Below are 24,189 nucleotides of genomic sequence, written 5' to 3' on the forward strand. Positions count from 1 at the left end.
AGACCGGACGTCGGTGCGCGTTACCGCGCGCCGGCGACCGTTCCCGCGACAGTGAAGGTCGCGTCCGCCGGGCTTGACCCTATGCGTTCCAGGCGACTGAATACATAGGCGAATTCGGCGCCTTGCGGGCCGAAGAAGCCGCCATCGACGCGGATCGACTGGACCGTTACGCCGCCCGATCCGGGCAGCGGCGCCGGGCCGGGCGCTTCGGCCGGCCCGCCGATGAGCCCGGAAGTGGCCTCCATCAGGTTGCCGATAATGTCGTGCGTGCCGAGCGCGACTCTGCTGGCGCCGTTAGACCCGACGAGGGTAAGCCGCGACGTGAATTGGCCCGTGGTCAGGTCGACCGAGAGCGTGGCGCTGCTGGGTGCAAGATCATATTCGACCAGCGTCCCCGATCGCTTGTCGAAGGCGCGGCCACGAACTGCGATTCGCGTAAATGCGACGCTGGGGACGTTGGGAATGTCGGTGTTGAGCGTGGGTACGCCGAGCACGCAATAGCTGCCCTGCGATTGCCCCTCCACCAGCAGCGAAGTCGTGCGCGAATAGATGCCTGGCGTGGGCTGGACGACATCGAAGCGCGTCGTCACGCCACTGACCGAGTCGGTTCTGGTGTAGGCGGAGGTTGCGCTGGCGCTGCCCGAGATGCGGTTGGCAACGCCGAACGTCGTGCCCAGCTGGGTGAATGCTTCGCCCGTGGGATTGTACGACACCGATCCGCTATTCAGCGCGTAGAAGGGTGCATTCTGTAACCAAGGCGCACCACCGCCGACCGCTCCGCCGAAGGCGATACAGCCCGATGCGTAATTCTGGATGCCGGTGAGCGAGGCTAACGTCGCGTAGCTGGGGCTGGCAGATGGTGCGGGCGTCGGCGCAGAGGGCGATGGCGTCGGAGTTGAAGGCGTCGGCGTGACCGTGCCCACAGAACCGCCGCTGCCGCTGGTGCTTCCGCCACCGCCCGAGCAGGCAGCCAGAACCGCAAGGGCAGAAACGCCCATCCACTTTATCCCGATCATGTATCCCCCCCCGTCCGCCAGAATATGGCGGCCACACCAACCGTAGGGCAAACCAAAGCCGCGCAAAAGGCTAGTTTTACTTCGACTTTCGACCGAAGAGGGTTTCTACCAACTCCGAATTTGCGGCAACGCGCGTAGTTTTGGAGTAGGCGCGGGGCGGGCGCACAGGCCCAAGGAGCATCCATGACGACCGACAAGACCCCCGACCGCCGCATCGCGCTCCTGATCGACGCGGACAATGTCTCGCACGGCAAGATCGCGGCGATCCTGGCCGAACTCTCCAAATATGGCACGGCGAACATCCGCCGCGCCTATGGCGATTGGGGGAGCGACGGGCTGAAGGGGTGGAAGGCCAAGCTCCACGACTTCGCGATCCGCCCGATCCAGCAGTTCAGCTATACCAGCGGCAAGAACGCGACCGACATCGCGCTGGTGATCGACGCGATGGAACTGCTCTACACGCAGAAGCTCGATGCCTTTTGCATCGCGTCGAGCGACGCCGATTTCACCCCGCTGATCATGCAGCTCAAGGCCAATGGCCATGACGTGTACGGCTTTGGCGAGCGCAAGACGCCGACGCCGTTCGTCAATGCGTGTACCGCGTTCCTGTATCTCGACAGCATCGACAAGGCAGTGCCGGTGGCGCCGGCCGACGAGGGCGAGCCGGTGCCCGCGACCAAGGCCAAGCCGGCGGCGAAGGCCAAGCCGGGCGCCCCGGCAAAGCCCGCCGCCAAGGCCGTAGCGGCTGCGGCGCCTGCGAAGAAGACGCTGACGCAGGACGAGACGCTGGCGACGCTGCTCCGCGGGGCCGTGGAGGCAGCGGCGCGCGACGATGGCTGGGCCGAAATGGGCGCGGCGGGCAGTGCGGCGAAGCGGCAGGCGCCGATCGACCCGCGCAATTACGGGGTGAAGAACTTCCCCGGGCTGTTCGAGGCGACAGGGCTGTTCGAGATCGCCAAGACCAAGGCGGGGCATTTGTATGTCGCCGACAAGCGCAACAAGGACCGCGCGGCGGAACCCGGCGGCGAGGCGCGGCCCCCCGCGCTCGACGCATGGGGCTTTCCCGTGCGCGACGGGGGCTGACGCTGGCGAGGACCTGTGGCTTGTTCCACCGGTGCCATCTTTCCAATCCTCCCTCGCCGGGGCAGGGCAATCGCATATGGCATCGGGCCAACATAAACGCCGTCATCCCAGCGAAGGCTGGGTCCATTCAGCCACTCCGCTCGACCCAAAAGCCGCTACGTAGCACCGAATGGATCCTGACTTTCGTCAGGATCACTCGGGTTTTGTCAAATGCGATTGCCCGGCTTGGCGGGGAGGATTGCGTAACGACGCCCTCCGTTCAGTCGCGGACGTTCAGATCTTTGGCTGCCTTACTCCTGCGTACCAAAAGGTCGTGGCGGACAGCGACGCGACAGCGGCAAACGCCAGAAGGAATTTAATGACCACGCCACCCTGCATGTAGAGGCCGTGTGGGTTGACGGACGGCGCAGGCGCAGGAGCCAGCGGGAGCCAAACAGCGATCGCGCCAGCAAGGACCACGAAGGGCAAGGCGGCGCCGATCAGATAATAGACCAAAGCGCTTTTATGAAAACGCCGCAACGCGAGGTGAATCGGGAGGCCGACCGAAAGCGCGGCGCCATAGCCGAACAAAATCAAGACCGACATGATGAGGAGAATATCTGCGGCATTCGCATCTCCTCTATCTCCGATTACCGCTTTGAATCCGGTCCCAAGCAACAACGGAACAAGTATAGGCAGCGGAGCCAGCGCAAACGCCTTTATCTCTCGCTCGCCCATCGCCTTTCCCCTTCTTCGTGACACCTCAGCTCAAGCTATATCGTTCTATGCCCGCATTCAACTAACTACCAGCCGTTTAGGTACACCCTCGGGCCCCGAAGCCCCCCGCAACCCGCAACCCCCCTCACCCATGGTGCCGCGCCTCCGCCAGGTCCAGCTCGCGGGCGAGTTTTCGCGCGGTTTCGCTGCCGATTGCGCGGGTGCGGATGAGTTCGGTCAGGCGGGCGCGTTCGGCGCGGACGCCGACCAGGCGGAGTTCGGTGTTGAGCCGGTCCTGTTCGCGGCTCTGGCCGGGGGCGTTGGCGGTGCGCGCCTCGATCCGGTCGCGATAGACTTCCATCGCGCGGGCGCCGGCTGCGGCGTAGAGGTCCGGGTCGTCGTGATCCTCGGCCAGCGCGTGCTGGTGTCGCTCGATCGCGCGGATCGCGGCTTCGGCGGTGGCGATGCGGGCCATGTCCTCTTCGGCGAGCTTCGACGGTTCCTGCGGCATGGTCAGCCCCTTGAGCAGGATCGGCAGCGCGATGCTGGCGAGCAGCAGCGACGCGATGATCACGCCCGCCGCCAGGAAGATTGCGAGATCGCGCGCGGGGAACGGGCTGCCGTCGCCCATCGTCAGCGGCAAAGTGACGACGCCCGCCAGCGTGATCGCCCCGCGCACCCCGGCGAACGACATTGCCGCGACCAGCCGCCAGCCGGGATTGTCGGTATCGTCGCTGCCGCCGCGTTTGCGCAGGATGGTCAGGTGCAGCGAGGTCCACACCCACAGGAAGCGCAGTGCGCCGAGCCCGGCGACGATCGCCAGGACATAGGCCGCGAGCCACCAGGGCGAGCCATGGCCGGTCAGCGCGACGGTGCGCTGCGCGCCGCCGAGGATCGCGGGCAATTGCTCGCCCAGCAGCACGAAGATGATGCCGTTGAGCGCGAACTGGACGGTATCCCACACCGAATTGCGCCGCATCCGGGTGACCGCCATCGCCTGGCGCGAGATTTCGGCATAGGTCATCGTGACCCCGGCGGCGACCGCGGCGAGGATGCCCGAGGCATGGAGATGCTCGGCGAGCAGATAGGCGCCGAACGGGATCAGCAGGCTGACCAGGATCTGCGAGCCCGTTTCCTCGCCCCAGCGGCGCGTCACCCATGCCTTTGCCCGCGTCACCGCCAGCGTCACGAGCACGCCGGTCGCCATGCCCGCGCCGGCGACCCACAGGAAATTGAGCGCGGCGGTGCCTGCCGAGAAGCTGCCGGTCAGCGCGGCTGCAATCGCGAAGCGCAGGCAGACCAGCCCCGAAGCATCGTTGAGCAGCGATTCGCCCTCGAGGATGTGCATCATCCGCTTCGGGATCGGCACGCGCGCGGCGATTGCCGAGACTGCGATCGGATCGGTCGGCGAGACCACCGCTGCCAGTGCAAAGGCGACCGCGAGCGGCATTGCGGGGATCATCCAGTGGATGAAGAACCCCATGCCGATGACGGTGAGCAGCACCAGCCCCAGCGCCAGCTCGACCACGGTGGGAAGATCCTTGAGCAGTTCGTCCTTGGGGATGCGCCACCCGTCGAGGAACAGCAAAGGCGGCAGGAACAGGAACAGGAACAGCTCGGGATCGAGTTCGACACGGTACGAGGTCGACAGCCCGATCAGCGCGCCGAGCGCGATCTGGACGAGCGGGGTGGGAATCGCGACGGGCAGCATGCGCGCGCCCGCGCCGCTGACGACGACCGCGAGCAGGAGGAACAGGGCGATCGACAGCGATTCCAAGGCAGCTTCCCGATGGTTGCGCTGCGGTCGTAGAGGGCGGCGGCGGTGCGGGACAACCCCTTGAAACCAGACTTATTCGCTCAATGCCCGTCGTCGCTCCAGTGCGGCGGATCGCTGAGCAGCTTGAATACCCCATAGCTTTTGCCGATGCGGTGGAGATCGGCGTTGCTCTCGCCCGATCGCGGGGCGGCGAGGGGGCGGGGGGCGCCGGTGGCGTCGCGGACGGTGATGGTGCCGGTCCAGCCGATCGTCATGTCGACGGCGCGCCCCTCGATATGGCGCGAGGTGAGCGAGGGCTGGTAGGCGATGGCGAACAGGTCGACCATCTCCTGCGCGCCCCGTTTCGAGCGGGCGGTGTCGCCATGGTCCCAGCGGATCGCGCAGCCGGGGAGGGCGGGGACGGCACCGGGCGCGACATCGCCCTTCGCGATGCGCCAGCAATAATGCATCAGGTGCGCGCGGGTGCGGTTGCGCAACGTGGCGGAGAGCGTGACGCTGGCGCCGGCGTCGCGCATTGCCTGGACAAAGGCCTTTGCCTTGTCGCGAAAGGGCGGGGCGAGATCGGCCAGCGCCGCGCTGTTCGGGAAGCGCGCCTGGTTTGCGTGCCACCATGCGGCGCCGCTGAGCGGGGCGGGCGGGTTGGCGGCGGCGGTGAGCGCGGCCCAGGTCTGGCCGCCGGGATCGATGCGTCCGTCGGGCGCGGTGCGACCCATCACGCGCGACTGAAATCCCTTGATCGCGGCGATCGTCCTGGGGCCGCAGGTGCCGGCGGTGGGCAGCGCCTCCTGCCCGGTCGCGGTGAGCCACGCGTTGAGCAGATGCTGGACGACGATCACGTCCGCCAGATCGTTCGCCCCGCCCGTGCCGACCGATGCCGCGATAGCCATTCCGCTCTCCCCCGATAGCGTGTCGGGCAAGCCTAGGGCACGAGGTGAACTTTGGGAAGCCAGCGATGACCGCCAAAAAAAGGGCGGCGTTCCGAAGAACACCGCCCAGTCGCGAGGTAACCCAATCAGAACCGGAAGCGTGCGCCCATGGTAAAGGAGCGGCCAATCGGGTCGTAGATCGTCGGGAAGGTGTTGCCGCTATTGAACGCGGTGCCGCCGACGCCCGAACCGACTGCGGGTGGGTCCTTGTCCAACAGGTTGTTCACGGTGAGCGTGAAATCCACGTTCTCGACCGGGGACACCCGCGCCGTCAGGTCGAAATAATCATAGGCCGGGATGTTACGATAGGCCGGCAGGATCGTGCTGGGGTTGGGGCCGCCGGGCTGGGCCACGTTGCCGGGCAGGCGCGTGGCGCGGAACGGTTCGAGTTCGACCGCGCTGACATGGCTCCACAGCAGCGATAGGTCGAACCGCTCCTGACCATAGGTCAGCCGGCTGTTCCACCGCCACTTGGCGCGCGGATTGGTGCAGCCGCCCGCGCTGTAATAGCCGGTGCAATCGCGGTTGATCGCATTCGGCGTCGCCTGGAAATGCCAGTAGCTCAGCCGGGTGGCGTTGAAGTCGAACGAAATCGACCCGTCGCCGCCAAGGCCCAGATCCGCCGTGGGGATCCGCTGACCCACTGCGAAATCGATGCCCGCAGTCTCGATCACGCCGAGGTTCGAATAGGTCAGGATCACGCCGGGGGTCTCGCCCGCGCCGTTAAGGCTGCCGGTGAGCGGATTGCGCCCGATCAGCGCGCAGAACGCGTTGTTGGCGAAGCCGGGGTTCAGCGCCGACGAATAGCAGCCGTTGAGCACGTCGGCCTGGAGCGGCTGGGTGATCGCGTCTTCTACGCGGATGTTGAAATAGTCGATCTTGAAGCTGAAGCCGGGGATGTAGCTGGGGGCGAACACTGCGCCCAGCGTCCACGTCTTTGCGCGTTCGACGTCGAGGGTCGAGTTGCCCGAAGAGGTGTTGTTGATCTGGCCCGAGGTCGGCGAGGGGATCGATCCGATCGTGTTCGCCGGTGCGCCGGTGGCGATGCAGAGCGCCGCCAGCCCGCCGGAAACGGCGGAGCCCTGGCACGGATCGACCGTGAGGTTGCCCAGCCCCTGCACCGGCGACTGGTACAGTTCCTGGATGTTCGGCGAGCGGACCGCGACCTGATAGGTGCCGCGGAGGCGAAGGCCCTCGAGCGGTTCCCAGGTGCCGCCGGCCTTCCACGTCGTGCTGCCGCCCGTCGTGGTATAGTCCGAATAGCGGATGCCCGCCTCGACGGTCAGGTTGCGGATGAAGGGCACGTCCTCGACCAGCGGAATCGCGATTTCGCCGAAGACTTCCTTCACGCTGTATTCGCCGATGTCGGGCGGGGTGCGGGCGCCGGTGCCGAGCACTTCGCCCTGGATCTGCGAGGGGCCATCGGGTTGGCTCGCCGCCGTGAGCTTGCGATATTCGCCGCCGACTGCGATCGCGATCTTGTTGGTGGCGAAGGGCGAGGCGAACAGGTCGCCGGTGACGCTGCCCGTCACCACCGTCTGCGTCACGGTGCGGTTGATGATCGCATCCAGATCGATGAACGCGAGCTGGTCCGCCGTGATCGACCCATTGGGGCCGAACAGGTTGAGCGGCACGCAGTTATTGGCCGTGTCGACGCAGCGCACCGCGCCGGTGGGCGTGCGATAGGCGCGCAGCGCCTGCTGGACCTTCGAGAAGGAGCCCCAATTCTCGCGCGTCTGGTTCTGCGTGGTTTCGCCGTACTGGGCCGATACGTCATATCGGAAGCCGCTGCCCAGATCGCCGCGGAAGCCGCCCTGGAACTGGAACATGCGCGATTCGAACGCATTCACGCGCGGGCCATATTCGGTGAAGCGGCGCTGCGCGACCACCGGCACTTCGAGATAGCCCGTGGTTCCCGGCCCGCCCTGGACCGCCGCCGCCGCCGCGCAATTGGGCGCGGTGATCGACCGTGCCGCGCACAGCTGGTTGCGGACGCCGGTCGGCAGATAGGGGTTGTTCAGCGCGAGCTGATAGGTGTTGCCGAAGGTGCCCGACGAGGCGAGCTGGGTGACGATCTTGTTCCGGTTGAACATCGCGCTCGAATAGAATTCGATGCCGTCGGCGATCTCGTAGCGGCCCGATGCATAGAAGTTCACGCGATCGAGCGGCGTCTGGAAATAGGTGCCGTTGTTGGTGTTGTAGGTGTCCGCCGCGGTCGCCGCCTGGAGCAGCCCGGTGGTGGGGTTGACGACGGCGCCGAAGCTGCTCGCCGGTATGCCCAGCGCCGCGTTGGTCGGCGAGCCGAAGATCGTCACCTGTGCCGCAGTGGCGCCCGAGAACAGCCCCGTCGTCGAGCTGATCGGCTGTGCGCTGATCGCGCGCGACGTGTGCAGCAGCGGATCGACCTTGGTATAGCCCGCGCTCACGACGACATTGCCGCGACCGTCGGCGAAATTGCCGCCGATGACCAGATCGCCCCGGAAGCGCGCCGAATCGCCGCGTTCGGAAATGCGGTAGCTGGTCGAGGCATCGATCCCGCTGAAATCGCGGCGGGTGATGAAATTGGCGACGCCGGCAACCGCGTCCGCGCCATAGGTCGACGATGCGCCGCCGGTGAGCACTTCGATCCGCTCGAGCAGCGCCACGGGAACATTGTTGGTGTCGGTCAGGCCGTCGAGGCCATAGGGCACGACGCGGCGCCCATCGATCAGAACCAGGCTGCGCTGCGCCCCGATCCCGCGCAGATCGAGCGTCGACGACCCGTCAGAGCCATTGTTGACGCCTGCCCCGATTGCCGGGCGGACGCCGGGGAGGGTGCGCAGGATGTCGTCGGCGGTGCCGGGCTGGCGGAACTGGATTTCCTCGAGGCTGACGACATTGACCGGGCTGGCGAGTTCGAGATCCGGGCGCGTGATGCGCGATCCGGTAACAACAATGCTAGTATCCGAATCCTCCGTTTCGTTTTGTTGCGCAGAATCATAAGTAGTAGCGACTTGCGCATAAGCAGGGCTCATCGTCGCTCCAATAAAGAAGGTCGACGCGAGCAGAATCGTCCGCCTGTTTACGGTCATATATGTCCCCATTTTTATGGGGGCGCGCAGTTACGCTGCCCCAGCGACATGTTTGTCGCGATGCAGCAAGCTGACATATAAGGTTTGCGGCGCCAATAGAGTCGAAACATCTGGAAACAAAACGTCATCTACTGAAATTTATGAAATATTTCAGTGCGGTGACGTTCGTTTGACAGGCCTTCGACAGGCGATCGGGACGGGTAATTGCCGGGTGTTGCAACGAAGCAACAGATTTTGGGGTGCCGATTCAGCGGCGCTGAAAACGAGTCAAGCGCAGTACGGCGCCGTGCCGCGCCCAATCAGAGAGGTCTCTCAGTCGTCCAGCGCGCGGCGCAGGGCCTGGGCGATGCTCGCCAGCGTATAGGGCTTCTGGATCACTTCGACGCCGGCATGGTCATCGGGAAGGCGGAGCTGTTCGCCATAGCCGGTGGCGAAGACATAGGGGGTGCCGGTCGCGCGAAGGCGGTCGGCGATCGGGAGGCTGGTCTCATGCCCCAGATTGACGTCGAGCACGGCGATCTGGAACGCGTCGCGATCAATCTCGTCGAGCGCCTGGGCCACGCCCGAGGCGGTTACGACGCGCGCCGCCCCCAGCCGGGTCAATATGTCCTCGGCATCCATCGCGATGATCAGGCTGTCCTCGACCAGCAGCACCGCGCCCGAAAGCACGGGCCGGTCGTCGCCGGGGTCGACCGGGGAGGCGGCGGGAAGCGCAGGCGCGCGACCGTTCGCGTCGGGCTCGACATGGCGCGCGGGGACGCAGAAATCGGCTTCGAGCCCCGCCAGCGCATAGCGTACCACCGCATGCCCGCCGAGATCATAGGGGATCGACCGCTGGATGATCGTGGTGCCGAAGCCCTGGCGCGTCGGCGCCTGCACCGCCGGACCGCCGCGTTCGCGCCATGCGATGTGCAGCGCGCCTTCGTCGTCGAGGCGCCAGCCGACATGGACGGTGCCGCTGTCCGACAGCGCGCCGTACTTTGCCGAATTGGTCATGAGCTCGTGAAACACCAGCGCCAGCGTCGAAAACGCGCTGGGGTGGAGCAGCACGGGCGTCCCCTCGCACACCAGCCGCCGGCTCCTGCCGCCGAGATAGGCCGCCGCCTCGGTCTCGATCAGCCGGCCGAGCGGCGCGGCGCTCCAATTATCCTGGGTGATCTGGTCGTGCGCGCGGGCGAGGCTTTCGATGCGGCCTTCGAGCAGCGCGACGGTGTTGCGGGTATCGGCGGCGGGATCGAGCGACTGGCGGACGAGCCCGCGGATCAGGCTGAGGATGTTGCGGACGCGGTGGTTCAGCTCGGCGATGAGCAGTTCCTGGCGTTCCGAAAAGCGGCGGCGCTCTTCCTGCGCATCGTCGGACAGCCGCAGCACGACTTCGATCAGCGACGCGCGCAGCATCTCCGCCACGCGCTGTTCGAGCGCGCTGAACGGGTCGGAGCGGCCGCGCACTTCCTGGCTCCACAGCGCGAAGCTCTGGCGGGGGGAGAGGCGGGGGCCGTTTGGGCCATATTCCGCCGGCTTGTGCGGATCGCCCGCCCATTTGACGGTGCGGATCTTTTCCTGGCGGAACAGCAGGACATAGTCGCGCGGGGAGCGCGAGATCGGGATGGCGAGCATGCCCGCGGCGACATCGCTATAGTCCTCCGCCGCGGGCAGCGCGTCGGCAAGCCGGTCGGTCGCGAAGATGCGCCCCGCCGCCATCGCATTGAGCCGGCGGATGATGCCGGGCAGCGCCTCGGGCGGGGGAGTCATGCCGGTCGTCGCCGATTTGCCGTCCAGCCAGATCGCAATGCCGTCGGCGGGAACGGTCTCGCGCAGCATCGCGCCCAGCCATTCGGGATTGTCGAGCAGCGTCGCGTCGCCCGCAACCGCGGCGAGCAGCCGGTCGCTGTTCCCGCGCGCCGCGGTTTCATAGACCGCCATTTCCTCGCGCTCGCGGCCTTCGAGCTTGAGCGCGAACATCTGCCCGAAAAGTTCGGCGACCGAGCGGCGTTCGAAGCCGGGGCGGCGCGGCGAATAATGATGGCAGGCGAACAGCCCCCAAAGCCGCCCCTCGACGATGATCGAAATCGACATCGACGCGCCGACGCCCATATTCTTCAGATATTCGATATGGATCGGCGACACCGATCGCAGCACCGACAGCGACAGGTCGATCGGCGCGCCGGTCTCATCAAGGCGCGGCAGGATCGGAACCGGCACGGCATCGACATCGGCGATGATCCGGAACGGCGTGCGGATATACAGCGCGCGCGCCTGTTGCGGGATGTCCGATGCCGGATAGCGGAGTTCGAGGAAGCTGCCGATCCCGGCGCGCGCCACTTCCGCGACCACGACTCCCGAGCCGTCGGGATCGAAGCGATACACCATCACCCGATCGAAGCCGGTGAGCGCGCGAATCTGGCGCGCGCCTTCGCGATAAAAGGTCTGGCGATCCTCGGTCGCGTCGAGCCGCGCCATCATCGCGCGGATCGCCGAGCCGGCATCGGTATTGGCGTCGTCGGTGCTGTCCTCGCCTTCGAGGACGATGGCGTCGCCGAGCATGTGGAGCGCGAAATCGAAGCGGCGACCGTTGGCCACCTCCAGCCCGAACACGCGTTCGACGGCATCGGCGCCGCGGAGCACCGCCAGCCGGTTGCGCAGCGTGTGGACGGCATGCCCGCCGAGCAGGTCGATCGCCGAGCCGCCCAGCATTTCCGCCGCCGGGATGCCGAAAAAGGCCTCCACATTGGCCGACGCGCGGCGCACCAGCCAGTCGGTCGACAGCGACAGCAGGAAGCCGAACGGCTGGATCGCGCCCAATTGGTGAATCGGTTCCCGATCGCAATTGGTGAGGTCAACACTGACCTGATCGGTGTCCGTCAAGCTCAACCCTTTGCCAGCCACTCCCTTGCAGAATGCTCGAAGTGCGAAAATGCCGCAAGCGCGGCCTCCTCCGCCGCGCGGAGTTCAGACGCCTTGTGCAGCAGATCGTCGATACGTTCCAGTAAATGCTGCCATTTTTCCGCGCCTTGATCTGCGTTAAGATAGCCGCTGGGGAAATCGCCGGGCAGGCCGCGCGACAGGAAGCGTCCGCCGAGTCGCGATCCTTCGAGGACATAGAGCGTGCCGGCGATCGCGCCGTCGCCCGAAAGCGGGGGGAGCGGGGCGGCAAGCGGGGTGGCGTCGCTGCCCAATCTCGCCAGATCGGCGCGGAGCAGCGGCGCGCGGCGGCGCTGGGGCCAGTCGGGAAACAGCCGCTCGGCGCCCGCAGCGTCGAGCGCATCCTCCAGCGGCGCCAGCGCATCGGCATGCGCGTGGAGGAACGCGGCATAATGCGCGCGATCGGTGAGGTCGAAGGCGCCGAACGCGGCGTCGACGCGGGCATGCGCCCCCGCCGTCGCCGCGCGCAGCGCCTTGCGCGAAGGGGTCAAGCGAAGACGCGCTCGAAGATCGTGTCGACCTGGCTGAAATGATACGCGAGGTCGAACTTGTCCTCGATCTCTTCGACCGACAGCGCGGCGGTGACGTCGGCATCGGCCTTGAGCAGTTCGAGCAGCGAGAGCTGGCCGTCCGATTCCCACACCTGCATCGCGTTGCGCTGGACGAGCCGATACGCATCCTCGCGGCTGACGCCGGCCTGGGTGAGGGCAAGAAGCACGCGCTGCGAATGGACGAGGCCACCCATGCGATCCAGATTCTTCTGCATCCGCGCCGGATAGACGAGCAGCTTGTCCATCACGCCGGTGAGCCGGCCCAGCGCGAAATCGAGCGTGATCGTCGCATCGGGGCCGATATAGCGCTCGACCGAGGAGTGGCTGATGTCGCGCTCGTGCCACAGCGCGACATTTTCGAGCGCGGGGGTGACATAGCCGCGCACCATGCGCGCGAGCCCGGTGAGGTTCTCGGTCAGCACTGGGTTGCGCTTGTGCGGCATCGCCGAGCTGCCCTTCTGGCCGGGGGAGAAATACTCCTCGGCTTCGAGCACTTCGGTGCGCTGGAGGTGGCGGACTTCGGTCGCGAGGCGCTCGATCGAGCCGGCGATGACGCCGAGCGTGGCGAAGAACATCGCGTGGCGATCGCGCGGGATGACCTGAGTCGAGACCGGCTCGACGCTCAGGCCGAGCTTGGCGGCGACATGCGCCTCGACCCGCGGATCGATATTGGCGAAGGTGCCCACCGCCCCGGAGATCGCGCAGGTGGCGATGTCGGCGCGCGCGGCCTCGAGCCGATCGCGGTTGCGGCTGAACTCGGCATAAGCCTCGGCCAGCTTGAGCCCGAACGTGGTCGGTTCGGCATGGATGCCGTGGCTGCGGCCGATCGTGGGGGTGTATTTATGCTCGAGCGCGCGGCGCTTGAGCACCGCGAGCAGCGCGTCGATGTCGGCGAGCAGCAGGTCGGAGGCGCGGACGAGCTGGACCGACAGGCAGGTGTCGAGCACGTCCGAGCTCGTCATGCCCTGGTGCATGTAGCGCGCCTCCTCGCCGACATTGTCCGCGACCCAGGTGAGGAAGGCGATCACGTCGTGCTTGGTCACCGCCTCGATCGCATCGATTGCGGCGACGTCGATTTCGGGCTTGGTCGCCCACCATGCCCAGAGCGCATCGGCGGCGCTGCGCGGGACGACGCCGAGATCGGCGAGCGCTTCGGTGGCGTGTGCCTCGATCTCGAACCAGATGCCGAAGCGCGCCTCGGGCGACCAGATCGCCGTCATCGCGGCGCGGGAATAGCGGGGGACCATGAGTTTCCTTTGCAGGGCGCGCGTTGCAGCAAGGCAACAGCGCAAACGAAATGCGACGAGGCGCCACCTAGCAGAGGCAAGCCGTGACCGCAACGGCTGAAACCGGGAACTAGAGGCGCAGCTGAGCGGTTGATCCCGCACAGTTTATGAAATGCACGTACCGAAACTCCCTGTAAACCTAAAGAATAGTCAGGAGATACGATCATGTTGAAGACCATATTATTGGCTAGTTCGTTCCTGGTTGCTGCCCCTGCACTTGCGCAGGAGGCTCCGGCGCAGGATTCGATGCAGACCGCACCGCAGACGACTGCCCCCGATACGGCCACGCCGCAGACCACGCCGCCCGCGACCGCCGACGATCAGGCGCCGGGCACGCAGGGCGCGGGCACGATCGACGATGCCGCCGCGCAGCCGGCAGCCGATAGCGCGCCGATGCCCAACAGCAGCACCGCCCCCGCCGCCGAGGCGACGCAGCCGACGCCGAGCGCGGCGACTCCCGACGCTTCGGCGACGGCTGGTACGACCGGCGCCGGCGCCGCGACGTCGACCGCAGCGACTCCCGCCGCGAGCCCGGATCAGGTGAGTCAGGCGATCGGTCGCGACTTCGGCACTTATGATGCCGACGCGAACGGCGCGCTGAATCAGGCCGAATTCGGCACCTGGGTGAGCGCGCTCCGCAAGGCGTCGGAACCGACCTTCGCACCGGGTTCGCCCGAAGCGCAGACCTGGGTCGGCCAGGCGTTCGCCGCCACCGACACCGACAAGAACCAGTCGGTGACCAAGGAAGAACTGACGACGTTCCTGACGCCCAAGGCGCAGTGAGCCCAATACTTTCGCGCAGCGGCCGCCGGACTTAGGTTCGGCGGCCGTTTGGCGTGTGCGCTACAGGAGAAGGCGGATCGCCGCGGCGACCGCAGCGACTGCGAGGACGCCGCCCAGCCAGAGCAGCGCGAACCAGAGCAGGCGGGCGCGGAGCGGGGGCTCGGCGGGCATCGTCAGAGGCTCCGGTGCATCACGAAGGCGTCCACCAGCCCCAGCCGGGGGTGGTCGAACGCCGCCGGCAGCGTGCCGACGATCGCGAAGCCCAGCGCCTGCCAGAGATGGACCGCGGGCGCGTTGGTCGAGACGACGAAGTTGAACTGCATCGCGCGAAACCCCGCCGCGCGCGCCGCTTCGAACGAATGCAGCGCCATCGCGCGCGCCACGCCCCGCCCGCGCGCCGACGCGGCGGTGACATAGCCGCAATTGGCGACATGCCGCCCGCCGCCCGCCTGATTGGCGCGGAGATAATAGCTGCCGAGCAGCGCGCCTTCGTGCTCGGCGATGAAGGTCCGCTTGTCGGGTCCCGTCCAGTAGGCGAGCGCCGCTTCGGCGGTCAGGTCGCGGTCGAGCGCATAGGTCTCGCCTTCGCGGATCACCGGCAGCAGCATGTCGGCGAGCGCTGCGGCGTCGTCGGGGGTGGCGCGGCGGAGGTGCATGGGCGGGTAAAATACCAGGTCATAGTCCCATGCAAGCGGCCTTTCCAATCCTCACCGGCGAGGGAGCGACGAAGGCGCCGGAGGGGGAGGACGCACGAACGCAGAGATGTGCTTCCGCCCCCACCGTCAGGCTGCGCCCGCCACCTACCTGGCGGGTGAGGGCAATCGCATATGACAAAAACCGAGTCATCCTGACGAAAGTCAGGATCCATTCGGTGCTCGCTATGGGCTTTTGAGGCGAGCGGAGCGGCTGAATGGATCCCCCGGACTCACGGAACAAGTGCACCACCTGCTAAGGTGATTGCGCGATGGGACGACATTACAGGCAGCTCAGCCTCGACGAGCGGATCGAGATATGCCGCCTTCATGAAGGCGGTATATCTTGCCGACAGATTGCCACCGCGATCGGGCGTGATCACACGACGGTCGGTCGGGAACTCAGGCGCAATAGCAAGCCGACCAAGGTCTGGCCCGGCGGCTATGCGCCCGGGCGTGCCCATAGGCTCGCGATCAGACGACGACGATGGGACTGCCGTTTCAAGCTGGCGCGCCAGCCGGACCTGCGAGATATCGTGAAGAACGGCCTTGCGATGGGATGCTCTCCCGAACAGATCGCCGGCCGACTGGCGCTTGAGCACGGTCGCACCATGGTCAGCCACGAGTCAATCTATCGATACGTCTATCATCGCTCGGCCCAGAAGGACTACTGGCACCGCCTTCTGCCCCGCTGCAAGGCAAGGCGCGGCCGCTATGGCCGCCAGGGCGGAAGCCCGGCCAGCTTCATCAAACAGCGCAGGCCGATCGGCGAACGCCCCCTCGAAGCCCGGGATCGCGCACAGCCGGGCCATTGGGAAGCCGACTATATGCTGTTCGCCCGATATGGGCACAATGTCCTCGTCCTGCACGAGCGCCACACACGCTACACCATCCTCGACAAGCCACCCCACCGCAGAGCCGAGCTGACCGCACGCCGGATCACCCGCAGACTGCGCCATATCCCCCAGGATCTGCGCAGGACCATCAGCTTCGACAACGGCACCGAGTTCGCCGAACATCACCGCCTTCACGACAGCCTCGGCATCCAGACCTTCTTCTGCGATGTCCGAGCCCCATGGCAAAAGGGCGGTGTCGAAAACACCATCGGCCGACTGCGCCGAAGCCTGCCTCGCAAAACCGACCTCGACACCGTCAGCCACAGACAACTCCGTGCCTGTGCCGACCGGCTCAACAACATCCCCAGAAAATGCCTTGGCTTCCTCACACCCGCCGAGGCATTCTCCAAAATCTCAACCGGTGCACTTCAACCGTGAGTCCACATCCCAGCCTGCGCTGGGATGACGGCGTGTGTGTTTGCCCGACGCCATATGCGATAGCCCTGTCCTGGCGGGTGAGGATCGCGCAAGGACAGCTCGCGCCCATAATCGGACGTTCGTGCCGCTCCCTTGCGTGGCCTGAAACCTGCCAGTTGTTGAGCAGGCTAGCTCACTGGGCAAGACGATCACTCACGCGCTTACCAGCCCTGCCCCCCGGTCACGCCCGATAGAAGCGCTTCCGTGGCAGCACATGGGGGGCCTGAAAGCGTTCGGCCTGTCACGTGCAATGATAGAGGGGCATTCGGCATTGTGTCCCGCTGCATCCTCAACTCGACTATGTGGAAGCTAGTGGCAAAGCCACCCCGATAGTACCAGACTATTGTCTTATCTTTGAATACATAGCCGCGGACAAACTGGCGATGCGGTAAACCTCTCGACGAATCATCCGTCACGTCGAAGGGAATGAAAGGTTCTCCGACGTCTGCAACGTCTAATTTCAATCTGCGAAACTCAGCCGCTACATCTGGAAGATCACGCAGCGAGGTGACGGTGCGGGCGGGCTGCGAGAGAACGCAACTTGCGGGAACTGGTTGGCTGGGAGTTGTCGCTACCGTTTGAGCATCTGCGACTTGATAACCTAAGCTCAAACTGCACGCTAACGTCAGGACGGACACTTTTCTCTGTGGCACAGGCATCTCCGCTCACACCCATCAATGACGAGCTGCAAGGCTGGGCAGCTGACATGTCCATTTGCTAGCAGCGACCGCTACTGAGGGTAGATAGAAAATAGCGTTTCGTCCGCTTTCCACCAATTCCGGGCACTCGCGGCGAGCTTCGCCCGTACCGTCCGACGCACCGGCCGCCCCCTTGCAATCGCGGCAATGTTCCCCATATGTACCGAACTTGTCACCTTCCGGCGACCGCTCTTTGATCCCGTTAGTTACCCCCTCACGTGCACGAAGCGGCGCGCCTCGCGGGCTCGACTCATGTTCGGCTGGCGGTTCCCGCCAACGCTCCACGAGCCTAAACTTCCTCAACTTCGCATCCCCTCGCCGGCCCGTGGCGAGGCCTGCCGAAAGACGCGCATACGCCTAAACTTCCTAAACTTCGCTCGGTGGCCACCACCCCGGCGCGGTGGTTCTGCACCACTATCCGCCCGTCGGCCCCTCGCTCGAAAGCGGTCGCCTGTGGCTCCCAGCCCTAGATCAGACCCTGACCGCGCAGGCTGCTATGCCCCTGCGCGCCGATAATAACATGGTCGTGGACGACGATCCCCAGCCGCTTGCCCGCCTCCGCGATGCTGCGCGTGATCTCTATGTCGGCGCGGCTGGGGGATGGGTCGCCCGAGGGGTGGTTGTGGACGAGGATCAGCGCCGCCGAGCCGAGATCGATCGCGCGGCGGATGACTTCGCGGACATAGACTGCGGCCTGATCGATCGAGCCCTCGCTCATCAGCTCGTCGCGGACCAGCATGTTGCGCGAATTGAGGTGGAGGACGCGGAAGCGCTCGATCGTGTGGTGCGCCATGTCGGCGCGGAGGTAATCGAGCAGCGCCTGCCAGTTCGCCAGCACGGGCCGCTCCGCCACCTGTGCGCGGAGCAGGCGGAGTGCGGCGGCGTGTGCGGTCTTGAGCGCCGCTGCGCTGGTCTCGCCCATGCCGGGGACGCGGGCGAGGGCGGCGGCGTCGGCGGTGAGCAGTCCTGCGATCCCGCCGAATTCGTGGAGCAGCGCCTTGGCCAGCGGCTTGGTATCGCGGCGGGGAATCGCCAGCGCGAGAAGATATTCGATCAGCTCGTGATCGAGCAACGCATCGGGTCCGCCCTCGAATAGCCTCTGGCGCAGCCGCGCGCGATGTCCGGCACTATCGGGCGCTGGGGCGGGTTCGGTGGCCATGGCGGCGACTATAGCAGCGTTTCGGCGCGCGTCATGCCGTGCAGCACGTGCGATGTGTCGCAACGGTTGACTCGGACCCAACCCCTTCCTAAACGGCCCCTGCCTTGGCGGGCTCGCCCTTAGGCACATGCGCTAGGCCCTGCCGGTAACGGCGATCGGGAGGAGCACATGGCCGAAAACGAGCCCGGACTGGAACCCCTCCAAGAGGATGCCCGCATCACTTCGCTCGACGAGCGGCTGAAGCGGGCAAAATCGGAAGAGGCGGTCAGGAACGGCGCCGCGGAGAGCAAGGGCGATTCAAGCTACGCCCTGGGCAACCGCGTGCTCGCCGAACTGATCGGTAGCATGGTTGGAGGAGCAGTGATCGGCGGAACGCTCGATTGGCTGCTGGGTACCTCCCCCTGGCTCCTGCTTGTGCTGCTGTTCCTCGGAATTGCCAGCGCGTTCAGGAACATCATTCGGATTTCGAACCAGCGCTCGAAGTGACCTTCGGGCGCTTTGGCTAAATGAGGCGGGCAAACAAGCGTGGCGGCTGAATCAGGCAAGATCGACCCGATGCACCAGTTCGAAGTGCAGACGATCTGGGACGGCTTTTCCATTGCCGGTCACCAGATTGCCTTCACGAACTCGGCATTGTGGATGTGCGTCGCTGCGGTGGCGCTGTGGGCCTTCATGCTGATGGGCATGAAGCGTCAGGTCGTGCCGACGCGCGGCCAGATGCTGGTCGAGAATTTCGTCAGCTTCATCGATTCGATGCTGGCCGCGAATATCGGCAAGGAAGGGCGCAAATACCTGCCCTATATCTTCTCGCTGTTCATGTTCATCCTGTTCGCCAATGTGATCGGGCTGCTCCCCTTCGGGCTTGTGGGCATCCACCCGTTCACCTTCACCAGTCACTTTTCGGTGACCGGCGTGCTGGCGATCATGAGCTTCTCGATCGTGCTGATCGTCGGCTTCTGGAAGCATGGGCTGCACTTCTTCTCGCTGTTCGTGCCGCACGGTACGCCGATGTGGCTGATCTGGCTGATCCCGGCGATCGAGTTCGTCAGCTTCATGGTCCGCCCCTTCTCGCTGGGCCTGCGACTGTTCGTGGCGATGATCGCGGGACACATCCTGTTGAAGGTGCTGGCCGGCTTCGTGATCAACGCGGGCAATGCGGGCATCATCCCCGGCCTTGGCGTCGGCATCCCCAGCTTCGCGCTGATGATCGGCATCTCCGCGCTGGAGATCCTGGTCGCGGGCATCCAGGCCTATGTCTTTGCACTGCTGACGTCGCTGTACATCAACGACGCCGAGCATCTGCACTAAGCTTTTTCCAACCCAACCAACGATTACGAAGCAGGAGTTTTTGAAATGGACGCAGAAGCAGCAAAGCTGATCGGTGCAGGTCTGGCCGCCATCGGCGCCGGCATGGCCGCCATCGGCGTGGGCAACGTGTTCGGTTCGTTCCTCGAGGGCGCGCTGCGCAATCCGGGTGCGGCCGATGGCCAGCAGGGCCGCCTGTTCATCGGCTTCGCGGCCGCCGAGCTTCTCGGCCTGCTCGCGTTCGTCGTGGCGATGATCCTCATCTTCGTCGCCTAACAGTTCCGATCCGGGCGGGACGCGTTCCCGCCCGCATCCGGATGGGAAAACAATGCCTCAGATCTCCCAGCTAGCCGAAACCTTCGCGTCGCAGCTCTTCTGGCTGCTCGTGACGTTCGGCCTCGTCTTCTTCGTCATCGGCAAGGGCATGCTGCCCAAGGTCATGTCGACGATCGACCAGCGCGACCAGTCGGTCGCGGGTGACCTCGCGGCTGCCGAAGCCGCGCGTACCGCCGCCGACCAGGCGGAGGAGAACTGGCGCATCCAGGAAAATGCGGCGCGCGAAGCCGCCCAGCAGCGTGTCGCCGAGGCGCGCGCCAAGGGTGTCGCCGCCGCCGAACAGACGCTGGCCGCGGGCAACGCCGCCAGCGACGCCAAGATCGCCGCCGCCGAGGCGCAGATCGCCGGTGCGACCAGCGCCGCGATGGCGGAAATCGAAGACGTGGCGGCGGACGCCGCACGCGACATCGTCGCCCGCCTGTCGGGTGCCGAAGTCACCACGGCAGAGGCCCAGCAGGCAGTGAAGGCAGCGCTCAATGGCTGAGGCACAACAGGCGACCGGTTCGGAACTGGTTGCACAGAACCTGCACGAAGCGGAACATGGCGAAGGCATGCCGCTGCGCGAAACCGGCGAACATGCCGTGACCGCCGCAGAGGGCGGCGTCGGCCCGACCGGCGCGCACCATCCCGATCCCTCGATCTTCGGGCTCGACGCGACGGTGTGGGTGTCGATCGCGATGACCGCGTTCCTCCTGATCCTGTTGTGGAAGAAGGTCCCGGCGCTCGTCACCCGCGGGCTCGACAACCAGATCGCGGCGATCCGCACCCGGCTGGAGGAAGCCAAGCAACTTCGCGCCGAGGCCGAGGCACTGCGCGACGAATATGCGCGCAAGATCGCCGGTGCCGAGAGCGAGGCGCAGGCCATGCTCGCGCATGCCGATGAAGAGGCGAAGGCGGTGCTCGCCAAGGCCGAGTCCGACGCGCAGGAACTGACCGTGCGCCGCGCGCGCATGGCCGAGGACAAGATCGCCGCCGCCGAGCGCGCCGCGATCCAGGCCGTCCGCGCCAAGGCCGCCGATGCGGCGACCAAGGCCGCAGCCTCGATCATCGCCGCCAAGCATGGGGCCGAGGCCGATCGCGGGCTGATCGACGCGACCATCGCGGGGCTGGGCCGCCCGAACTGAGCCTGTGCCGCCGGGTTCGCCCCGGCGCGCGATAAAAAAGCCGCTCCCCGGTTCGTCCGGGGGCGGCTTTTTTGCTTTTGGCCAAGGGTTTGCGGTACGGGGGCGGGATCATGGTGCAGGACCCCCAATGAACGCCGATTCCGACACTCGCTGGCTCCGCATCGCGGGGTTCGTCACGCTGGCGCTCGCGGCGCTGGTGGCGCTCTATGCCTGGCACGAGGCGGGCGAGGCGAAGCGCACCCGCGAGGATGTCCGCACCCGCGCCGACGAGACGATGGCGCGGATCGAAGCCGAAGCGCGGCGGATGGAGAATGCGGCGGGGGCGTCGGAGTAGCGATGAAAATCCTCCCCGGAACGGGGAGGGGGACCGCGCCCATAGGGCGTGGTGGAGGGCGCCGCGCAGACGGCGGGGTCGCTTGCGGCACGCGGGTCCCGCGCCTGGCGGCGCGGCCCCTCCACCATGCTGCGCATGGTCCCCCTCCCCGTTCCGGGGAGGAGTTGCGTTTTCCTTATTCCTCCCCGTGCGCAGCTCGGGGAGGGGGACCGCGCCCGCAGGGCGTGGTGGAGGGGCCGCCGCGTAGACGGCGGGGTCGCTTGCGGCAGGCGAGTCCCGCGCCTGTGGCGCGGCCCCTCCACCGGCTTCGCCGGTCCCCCTCCCCGTTCCGGGGAGGAATTGGGTTACGGCTTGCGGAAGCGGTAGACGAACTGGTCGGTTTTGCCGCGGATTTCGGGGGCGAAGACGTTGGCGGTGTGGGGGTCGGCGGGGTTGGCGAGGACCGGGAGCGCGGCTTCGAATTTGAAGCCCGCCGATTCGATCTCGGCCCGCGCCTTGGCCGGATCGATGCGGTGGAGCGTGTTGGGCGCGTCGGCAGTGCCGACCGCCGCGACATGATCCGCGACCAGCAGCACCCCGCCGGGCTTGAGCGCGTCGTACAGCCGCTTCGCGCTCACCTTGCTGAAATCGGGCGTCGTGAAGCGCGGCGAGTGGAGGTCGTGCCAATTCTCGAAGGTCAGGATCGCGTCGAGCGGCTCGGCGAAGGCGACGTCGGCGGCGGGGGTCTGGACGATCGTGACGTTCGGATAGACGGCCGAGAGCGGGGCGTCGCCGGGCTTGGGCGGGCGGGCGAATTCGGCGGGCTGGAATCCGTGGACATGCCCCTTCGGACCGACCGCGACCGCGAGGATTCGCGTCCAATAGCCGCCGCCCATGAAGTAATCGCCGACCTTTGCGCCGGGCTCCACCCCGACAAAGGCGAGGATTTCGGCGGGGTGGCGGGCGGCGTCGCGGTCCTTGTCGGCCTGTGGCCGCGCGGGATCGGCGAGCGCGGTGGCGACGCTGGGCGCGGTCTGCGCGAGGACGGGGGTGGCGAACGCCACGCAGGCGGCAGCGGCGGCGAACAATGGTTTCATGGCGATTCTCTCCCTGTTATCGCGCGACTATGCGCCGGTTCGTTGACGGTGCAAGTTGCCGCGGGTGCGCCGCGCGCCTAAATCGCTCCCCAGATCATGTCAGACCCCAATTCCCCCGATCGCTTCAACGAGGAAAAGGCCACCTATGCCGTGCGCGGCGAGGGTGCGCCCGACATCGAACTGGGAGTCGCCGCGATCCGCAACGTCGTTGCGACCTTGCCGGTGCGCCCCGGCGTGTACCGGATGCACGATGCGCGCGGCGACGTGCTGTATGTGGGGAAGGCGCGCGCGCTGAAGAACCGCGTGACCAACTATACCCAGGTCGCGCGGCTTTCGAAGCGGTTGCAGCGGATGGTGGCGCAGACGCGGTCGATGACGATCGTCACGACCAACAACGAGGCCGAGGCGTTGCTGCTCGAGGCGCAGCTCATCAAGCGGTTTCGCCCGCCGTATAATGTCCTGCTGCGCGACGACAAAAGCTTCCCCTTCATCCTGTTGCGGCGCGACCATGGCTTTCCGCGCGTCCAGCTCCATCGCGGTGCGCGGCGATGGAAGGGCGATTATTTCGGGCCGTTCGCGGGCGCAGGGCAGGTGCGCATGACGTTGAACGCGCTCCAGAAGCTGTTCCTGCTGCGGAGCTGCACCGACAGCTTCTTCGCGACGCGCGACCGGCCCTGCCTGCTCTACCAGATCCGCCGTTGTTCGGCGCCGTGCGTCGGGCGGATCGACGAGGCTGGCTATGCCGAGCTGGTCAACGACGCGCGCGACTTCCTGATGGGCAAGTCGACCAAGGTCCAGTCCAAGCTGGGCGAGGCGATGCAGGCGGCGGCGGAGAATCTCGATTTCGAGCAGGCGGCGGTGCTGCGCGACCGGCTGAAGGCGCTGACCTTCATCCAGGGCAGCCAGGCGATCAATGCCGAGGGGGTGGGCGATGCCGACATCTTCGCGATGGCGCACCGCAACGGCGTGATGGGCATCCAGGCGTTCTTCATTCGCGGCGGCCAGAATTGGGGGCATCGCAGCTTCTTTCCCGCGCACACCAACGACGTGCCCGAGGACGAAGTGTTGAGCGCGTTCCTGATGCAGTTTTACGAGGACGTGCCGCCGCCGCGCAACGTGTTCGTCGATCGCGAGCTGGACGAGGCTGCGCTGCTCGCCGAGGCGATGGCCGAGCGGGCGGGGCACAAGGTCGCGCTGAGCGTGCCCCAGCGCGGGGCGCGGCGGCGGCTGATGGAACAGGCGCAGCGCAACGCCGTCGAGGCGCTCGACCGGCGGCTGGCGGAGAGCACCACCCAGGCCAGGCTGCTCGCCGAGCTGGCCGAGTTTTTCGATCTGCCCGAGCCGCCCGACCGCATCGAAGTATATGACAACAGCCATATCCAGGGCACCAATGCGGTCGGCGCGATGGTCGTCGCGGGGCCGGAGGGCTTCCGCAAGGGCCAGTATCGCAAGTTCAACATCAAGAACCCCGACACGATCCCCGGCGACGATTTCGGGATGATGCGCGAAGTGTTCGGGCGGCGTTTCGGTCGCGCGCAGGCCGAGGACCCCGACCGGACGCAGGGCGACTGGCCAGACCTGGTGCTGATCGACGGCGGGCGTGGGCAGCTGGGCGCGGCGCGCGCGGTGCTCGAGGATCTGGGGATCGAGGATGTGTGCCTGGTCGGGGTGGCCAAGGGGCCGCACCATGGCCGCGACGGGCGCGAGGTGTTTCATATGATGGACGGGCGCGAGCTGACGCTGCCGGTCAACGCGCCGTTGCTGTTCTACCTCCAGCGGCTGCGCGACGAAGTCCACCGCTTCGCGATCGGCGCGCACCGGGCGAAGCGCGCCAAGGCGATCGGCGCGAGCCCGCTGGACGATGTCCCCGGCATCGGCCCGGCGCGGAAAAAGGCGCTGCTGATGCATTTCGGCACCGCGCGCGCCGTGAAGGGGGCGAGCCTGGAGGATCTGCAACGCGCGCCCGGCGTGTCGGCAGCGGTGGCGCAGCAGCTTTACGATTATTTCCACGCGAATTGATCGCGCTATTGCCAGTTCCCCA

At 66.4% G+C, this 24,189-nt stretch carries 21 protein-coding genes; 10 read left to right on the forward strand and 11 right to left on the reverse strand.

Annotated features, from left to right (window positions below; all coding sequences use genetic code 11):
* Positions 1 to 20 precede the first annotated feature (20 nt).
* Positions 21 to 998, reverse strand: coding sequence for a hypothetical protein (locus TS85_RS03225; protein ID WP_162184684.1), 978 nt, complete (start codon positions 996 to 998; stop codon positions 21 to 23).
* Positions 999 to 1,199: 201 nt separating this feature from the next.
* Between TS85_RS03225 and TS85_RS03230 the strand changes: the two genes are divergently transcribed.
* Positions 1,200 to 2,099, forward strand: coding sequence for an NYN domain-containing protein (locus tag TS85_RS03230; protein ID WP_044330376.1), 900 nt, complete (start codon positions 1,200 to 1,202; stop codon positions 2,097 to 2,099).
* Positions 2,100 to 2,372: 273 nt separating this feature from the next.
* On the opposite strand, the gene TS85_RS03235 is transcribed toward TS85_RS03230, so the two are convergent.
* The 7 genes from TS85_RS03235 to purB form a co-directional block, all read right to left on the reverse strand.
* Positions 2,373 to 2,816 carry a hypothetical protein gene (locus TS85_RS03235; RefSeq protein ID WP_044330377.1) on the reverse strand — a complete coding sequence of 148 codons (444 nt, stop codon included), beginning with the start codon at positions 2,814 to 2,816 and terminating at the stop codon, positions 2,373 to 2,375.
* A gap of 124 nt (positions 2,817 to 2,940) precedes the next feature.
* Positions 2,941 to 4,572, reverse strand: coding sequence for a Na+/H+ antiporter (locus TS85_RS03240; RefSeq protein WP_173426213.1), 1,632 nt, complete (start codon positions 4,570 to 4,572; stop codon positions 2,941 to 2,943).
* An 80-nt stretch (positions 4,573 to 4,652) separates the two neighbouring features.
* Positions 4,653 to 5,459, reverse strand: coding sequence for a peptidoglycan-binding domain-containing protein (locus tag TS85_RS26015; protein WP_052507703.1), 807 nt, complete (start codon positions 5,457 to 5,459; stop codon positions 4,653 to 4,655).
* A 125-nt stretch (positions 5,460 to 5,584) separates the two neighbouring features.
* Positions 5,585 to 8,512 carry a TonB-dependent receptor domain-containing protein gene (locus tag TS85_RS03250; RefSeq protein WP_227698648.1) on the reverse strand — a complete coding sequence of 976 codons (2,928 nt, stop codon included), beginning with the start codon at positions 8,510 to 8,512 and terminating at the stop codon, positions 5,585 to 5,587.
* A 369-nt stretch (positions 8,513 to 8,881) separates the two neighbouring features.
* The gene (locus TS85_RS03255) at positions 8,882 to 11,434 is read right to left on the reverse strand and encodes an HWE histidine kinase domain-containing protein (RefSeq protein WP_044330379.1); all 2,553 of its coding nucleotides are present in this window, start codon (positions 11,432 to 11,434) and stop codon (positions 8,882 to 8,884) included.
* A gap of 2 nt (positions 11,435 to 11,436) precedes the next feature.
* Positions 11,437 to 11,982: a biliverdin-producing heme oxygenase gene (locus TS85_RS03260; protein WP_044330380.1), complete on the reverse strand. Its 546-nt coding sequence runs from the start codon at positions 11,980 to 11,982 to the stop codon at positions 11,437 to 11,439.
* Positions 11,979 to 13,289, reverse strand: coding sequence for an adenylosuccinate lyase (gene purB, locus TS85_RS03265; RefSeq protein WP_044330381.1), 1,311 nt, complete (start codon positions 13,287 to 13,289; stop codon positions 11,979 to 11,981). Before purB ends, TS85_RS03260 begins: the two co-directional genes overlap by 4 nt.
* 204 nt (positions 13,290 to 13,493) lie before the next feature.
* On the opposite strand from purB, the gene TS85_RS03270 reads away from it, so the two are divergent.
* On the forward strand, positions 13,494 to 14,111 hold the full coding sequence (locus tag TS85_RS03270) for an EF-hand domain-containing protein (protein WP_077228415.1): 618 nt from the start codon (positions 13,494 to 13,496) through the stop codon (positions 14,109 to 14,111).
* A 173-nt stretch (positions 14,112 to 14,284) separates the two neighbouring features.
* On the opposite strand, the gene TS85_RS03275 is transcribed toward TS85_RS03270, so the two are convergent.
* Entirely contained in the window at positions 14,285 to 14,767 is a 483-nt protein-coding gene (locus tag TS85_RS03275) for a GNAT family N-acetyltransferase (RefSeq protein ID WP_044330382.1), read from the reverse strand.
* Between the two features lie 308 nt (positions 14,768 to 15,075).
* Here TS85_RS03275 and TS85_RS24490 point away from each other — a divergent pair, with 308 nt between their 5' ends.
* Positions 15,076 to 16,077, forward strand: coding sequence for an IS30 family transposase (locus TS85_RS24490; protein WP_077228416.1), 1,002 nt, complete (start codon positions 15,076 to 15,078; stop codon positions 16,075 to 16,077).
* A gap of 1,203 nt (positions 16,078 to 17,280) precedes the next feature.
* On the opposite strand, the gene radC is transcribed toward TS85_RS24490, so the two are convergent.
* Positions 17,281 to 17,973: a RadC family protein gene (gene radC, locus TS85_RS03285; protein ID WP_044330384.1), complete on the reverse strand. Its 693-nt coding sequence runs from the start codon at positions 17,971 to 17,973 to the stop codon at positions 17,281 to 17,283.
* Positions 17,974 to 18,141: 168 nt separating this feature from the next.
* Here radC and TS85_RS03290 point away from each other — a divergent pair, with 168 nt between their 5' ends.
* The 6 genes from TS85_RS03290 to TS85_RS03315 all read left to right on the forward strand — a co-directional run bounded on the left by TS85_RS03290 (position 18,142) and on the right by TS85_RS03315 (position 21,072).
* Positions 18,142 to 18,459, forward strand: coding sequence for an AtpZ/AtpI family protein (locus tag TS85_RS03290; protein ID WP_044330385.1), 318 nt, complete (start codon positions 18,142 to 18,144; stop codon positions 18,457 to 18,459).
* A gap of 39 nt (positions 18,460 to 18,498) precedes the next feature.
* Positions 18,499 to 19,281 (forward strand): F0F1 ATP synthase subunit A, encoded by a 783-nt coding sequence (locus TS85_RS03295; protein ID WP_044330386.1) that lies wholly within the window; start codon positions 18,499 to 18,501, stop codon positions 19,279 to 19,281.
* Positions 19,282 to 19,326: 45 nt separating this feature from the next.
* Positions 19,327 to 19,554 carry a F0F1 ATP synthase subunit C gene (locus TS85_RS03300; protein WP_044330387.1) on the forward strand — a complete coding sequence of 76 codons (228 nt, stop codon included), beginning with the start codon at positions 19,327 to 19,329 and terminating at the stop codon, positions 19,552 to 19,554.
* Between the two features lie 52 nt (positions 19,555 to 19,606).
* Positions 19,607 to 20,098, forward strand: a complete 492-nt coding sequence (locus tag TS85_RS03305) for a F0F1 ATP synthase subunit B family protein (protein WP_044330389.1) — start codon at positions 19,607 to 19,609, stop codon at positions 20,096 to 20,098.
* On the forward strand, positions 20,091 to 20,738 hold the full coding sequence (locus TS85_RS03310) for a F0F1 ATP synthase subunit B family protein (RefSeq protein ID WP_044330390.1): 648 nt from the start codon (positions 20,091 to 20,093) through the stop codon (positions 20,736 to 20,738). The genes TS85_RS03305 and TS85_RS03310 overlap by 8 nt, the downstream gene beginning before the upstream one ends.
* A gap of 127 nt (positions 20,739 to 20,865) precedes the next feature.
* Positions 20,866 to 21,072, forward strand: a complete 207-nt coding sequence (locus TS85_RS03315; RefSeq protein WP_044330393.1) for a hypothetical protein — start codon at positions 20,866 to 20,868, stop codon at positions 21,070 to 21,072.
* Between the two features lie 344 nt (positions 21,073 to 21,416).
* Here TS85_RS03315 and TS85_RS03320 read toward each other — a convergent pair whose 3' ends face one another.
* A complete protein-coding gene (locus TS85_RS03320) occupies positions 21,417 to 22,148 on the reverse strand; it encodes a class I SAM-dependent methyltransferase (protein WP_044330394.1) in 732 nt (243 codons plus the stop codon).
* Positions 22,149 to 22,244: 96 nt separating this feature from the next.
* Between TS85_RS03320 and uvrC the strand changes: the two genes are divergently transcribed.
* Complete coding sequence (uvrC, locus tag TS85_RS03325; RefSeq protein ID WP_044330395.1) at positions 22,245 to 24,167, forward strand: excinuclease ABC subunit UvrC; 1,923 nt, start codon at positions 22,245 to 22,247, stop codon at positions 24,165 to 24,167.
* The last annotated feature ends 22 nt before the right edge of the window (positions 24,168 to 24,189 follow it).

It is taken from the genome of Sphingomonas hengshuiensis (assembly GCF_000935025.1).
Lineage (GTDB): Bacteria > Pseudomonadota > Alphaproteobacteria > Sphingomonadales > Sphingomonadaceae > Sphingomonas > Sphingomonas hengshuiensis.

Bases quoted from the DNA above. Each gene is read 5' to 3' on its own strand.
- TS85_RS03225 (WP_162184684.1), bottom strand. From the start codon at position 998: ATGGGCGTTTCTGCCCTTGCGGTTCTGGCTGCCTGCTCGGGCGGTGGC.
- TS85_RS03230 (WP_044330376.1), top strand. From the start codon at position 1,200: ATGACGACCGACAAGACCCCCGACCGCCGCATCGCGCTCCTGATCGAC.
- TS85_RS03235 (WP_044330377.1), bottom strand. From the start codon at position 2,816: ATGGGCGAGCGAGAGATAAAGGCGTTTGCGCTGGCTCCGCTGCCTATA.
- TS85_RS26015 (WP_052507703.1), bottom strand. From the start codon at position 5,459: ATGGCTATCGCGGCATCGGTCGGCACGGGCGGGGCGAACGATCTGGCG.
- TS85_RS03250 (WP_227698648.1), bottom strand. From the start codon at position 8,512: ATGAGCCCTGCTTATGCGCAAGTCGCTACTACTTATGATTCTGCGCAA.
- purB (WP_044330381.1), bottom strand. From the start codon at position 13,289: ATGGTCCCCCGCTATTCCCGCGCCGCGATGACGGCGATCTGGTCGCCC.
- TS85_RS03270 (WP_077228415.1), top strand. From the start codon at position 13,494: ATGTTGAAGACCATATTATTGGCTAGTTCGTTCCTGGTTGCTGCCCCT.
- TS85_RS03275 (WP_044330382.1), bottom strand. From the start codon at position 14,767: ATGCACCTCCGCCGCGCCACCCCCGACGACGCCGCAGCGCTCGCCGAC.
- TS85_RS24490 (WP_077228416.1), top strand. From the start codon at position 15,076: ATGGGACGACATTACAGGCAGCTCAGCCTCGACGAGCGGATCGAGATA.
- radC (WP_044330384.1), bottom strand. From the start codon at position 17,973: ATGGCCACCGAACCCGCCCCAGCGCCCGATAGTGCCGGACATCGCGCG.
- TS85_RS03290 (WP_044330385.1), top strand. From the start codon at position 18,142: ATGGCCGAAAACGAGCCCGGACTGGAACCCCTCCAAGAGGATGCCCGC.
- TS85_RS03300 (WP_044330387.1), top strand. From the start codon at position 19,327: ATGGACGCAGAAGCAGCAAAGCTGATCGGTGCAGGTCTGGCCGCCATC.
- TS85_RS03305 (WP_044330389.1), top strand. From the start codon at position 19,607: ATGCCTCAGATCTCCCAGCTAGCCGAAACCTTCGCGTCGCAGCTCTTC.
- TS85_RS03310 (WP_044330390.1), top strand. From the start codon at position 20,091: ATGGCTGAGGCACAACAGGCGACCGGTTCGGAACTGGTTGCACAGAAC.
- TS85_RS03315 (WP_044330393.1), top strand. From the start codon at position 20,866: ATGAACGCCGATTCCGACACTCGCTGGCTCCGCATCGCGGGGTTCGTC.
- TS85_RS03320 (WP_044330394.1), bottom strand. From the start codon at position 22,148: ATGAAACCATTGTTCGCCGCCGCTGCCGCCTGCGTGGCGTTCGCCACC.
- uvrC (WP_044330395.1), top strand. From the start codon at position 22,245: ATGTCAGACCCCAATTCCCCCGATCGCTTCAACGAGGAAAAGGCCACC.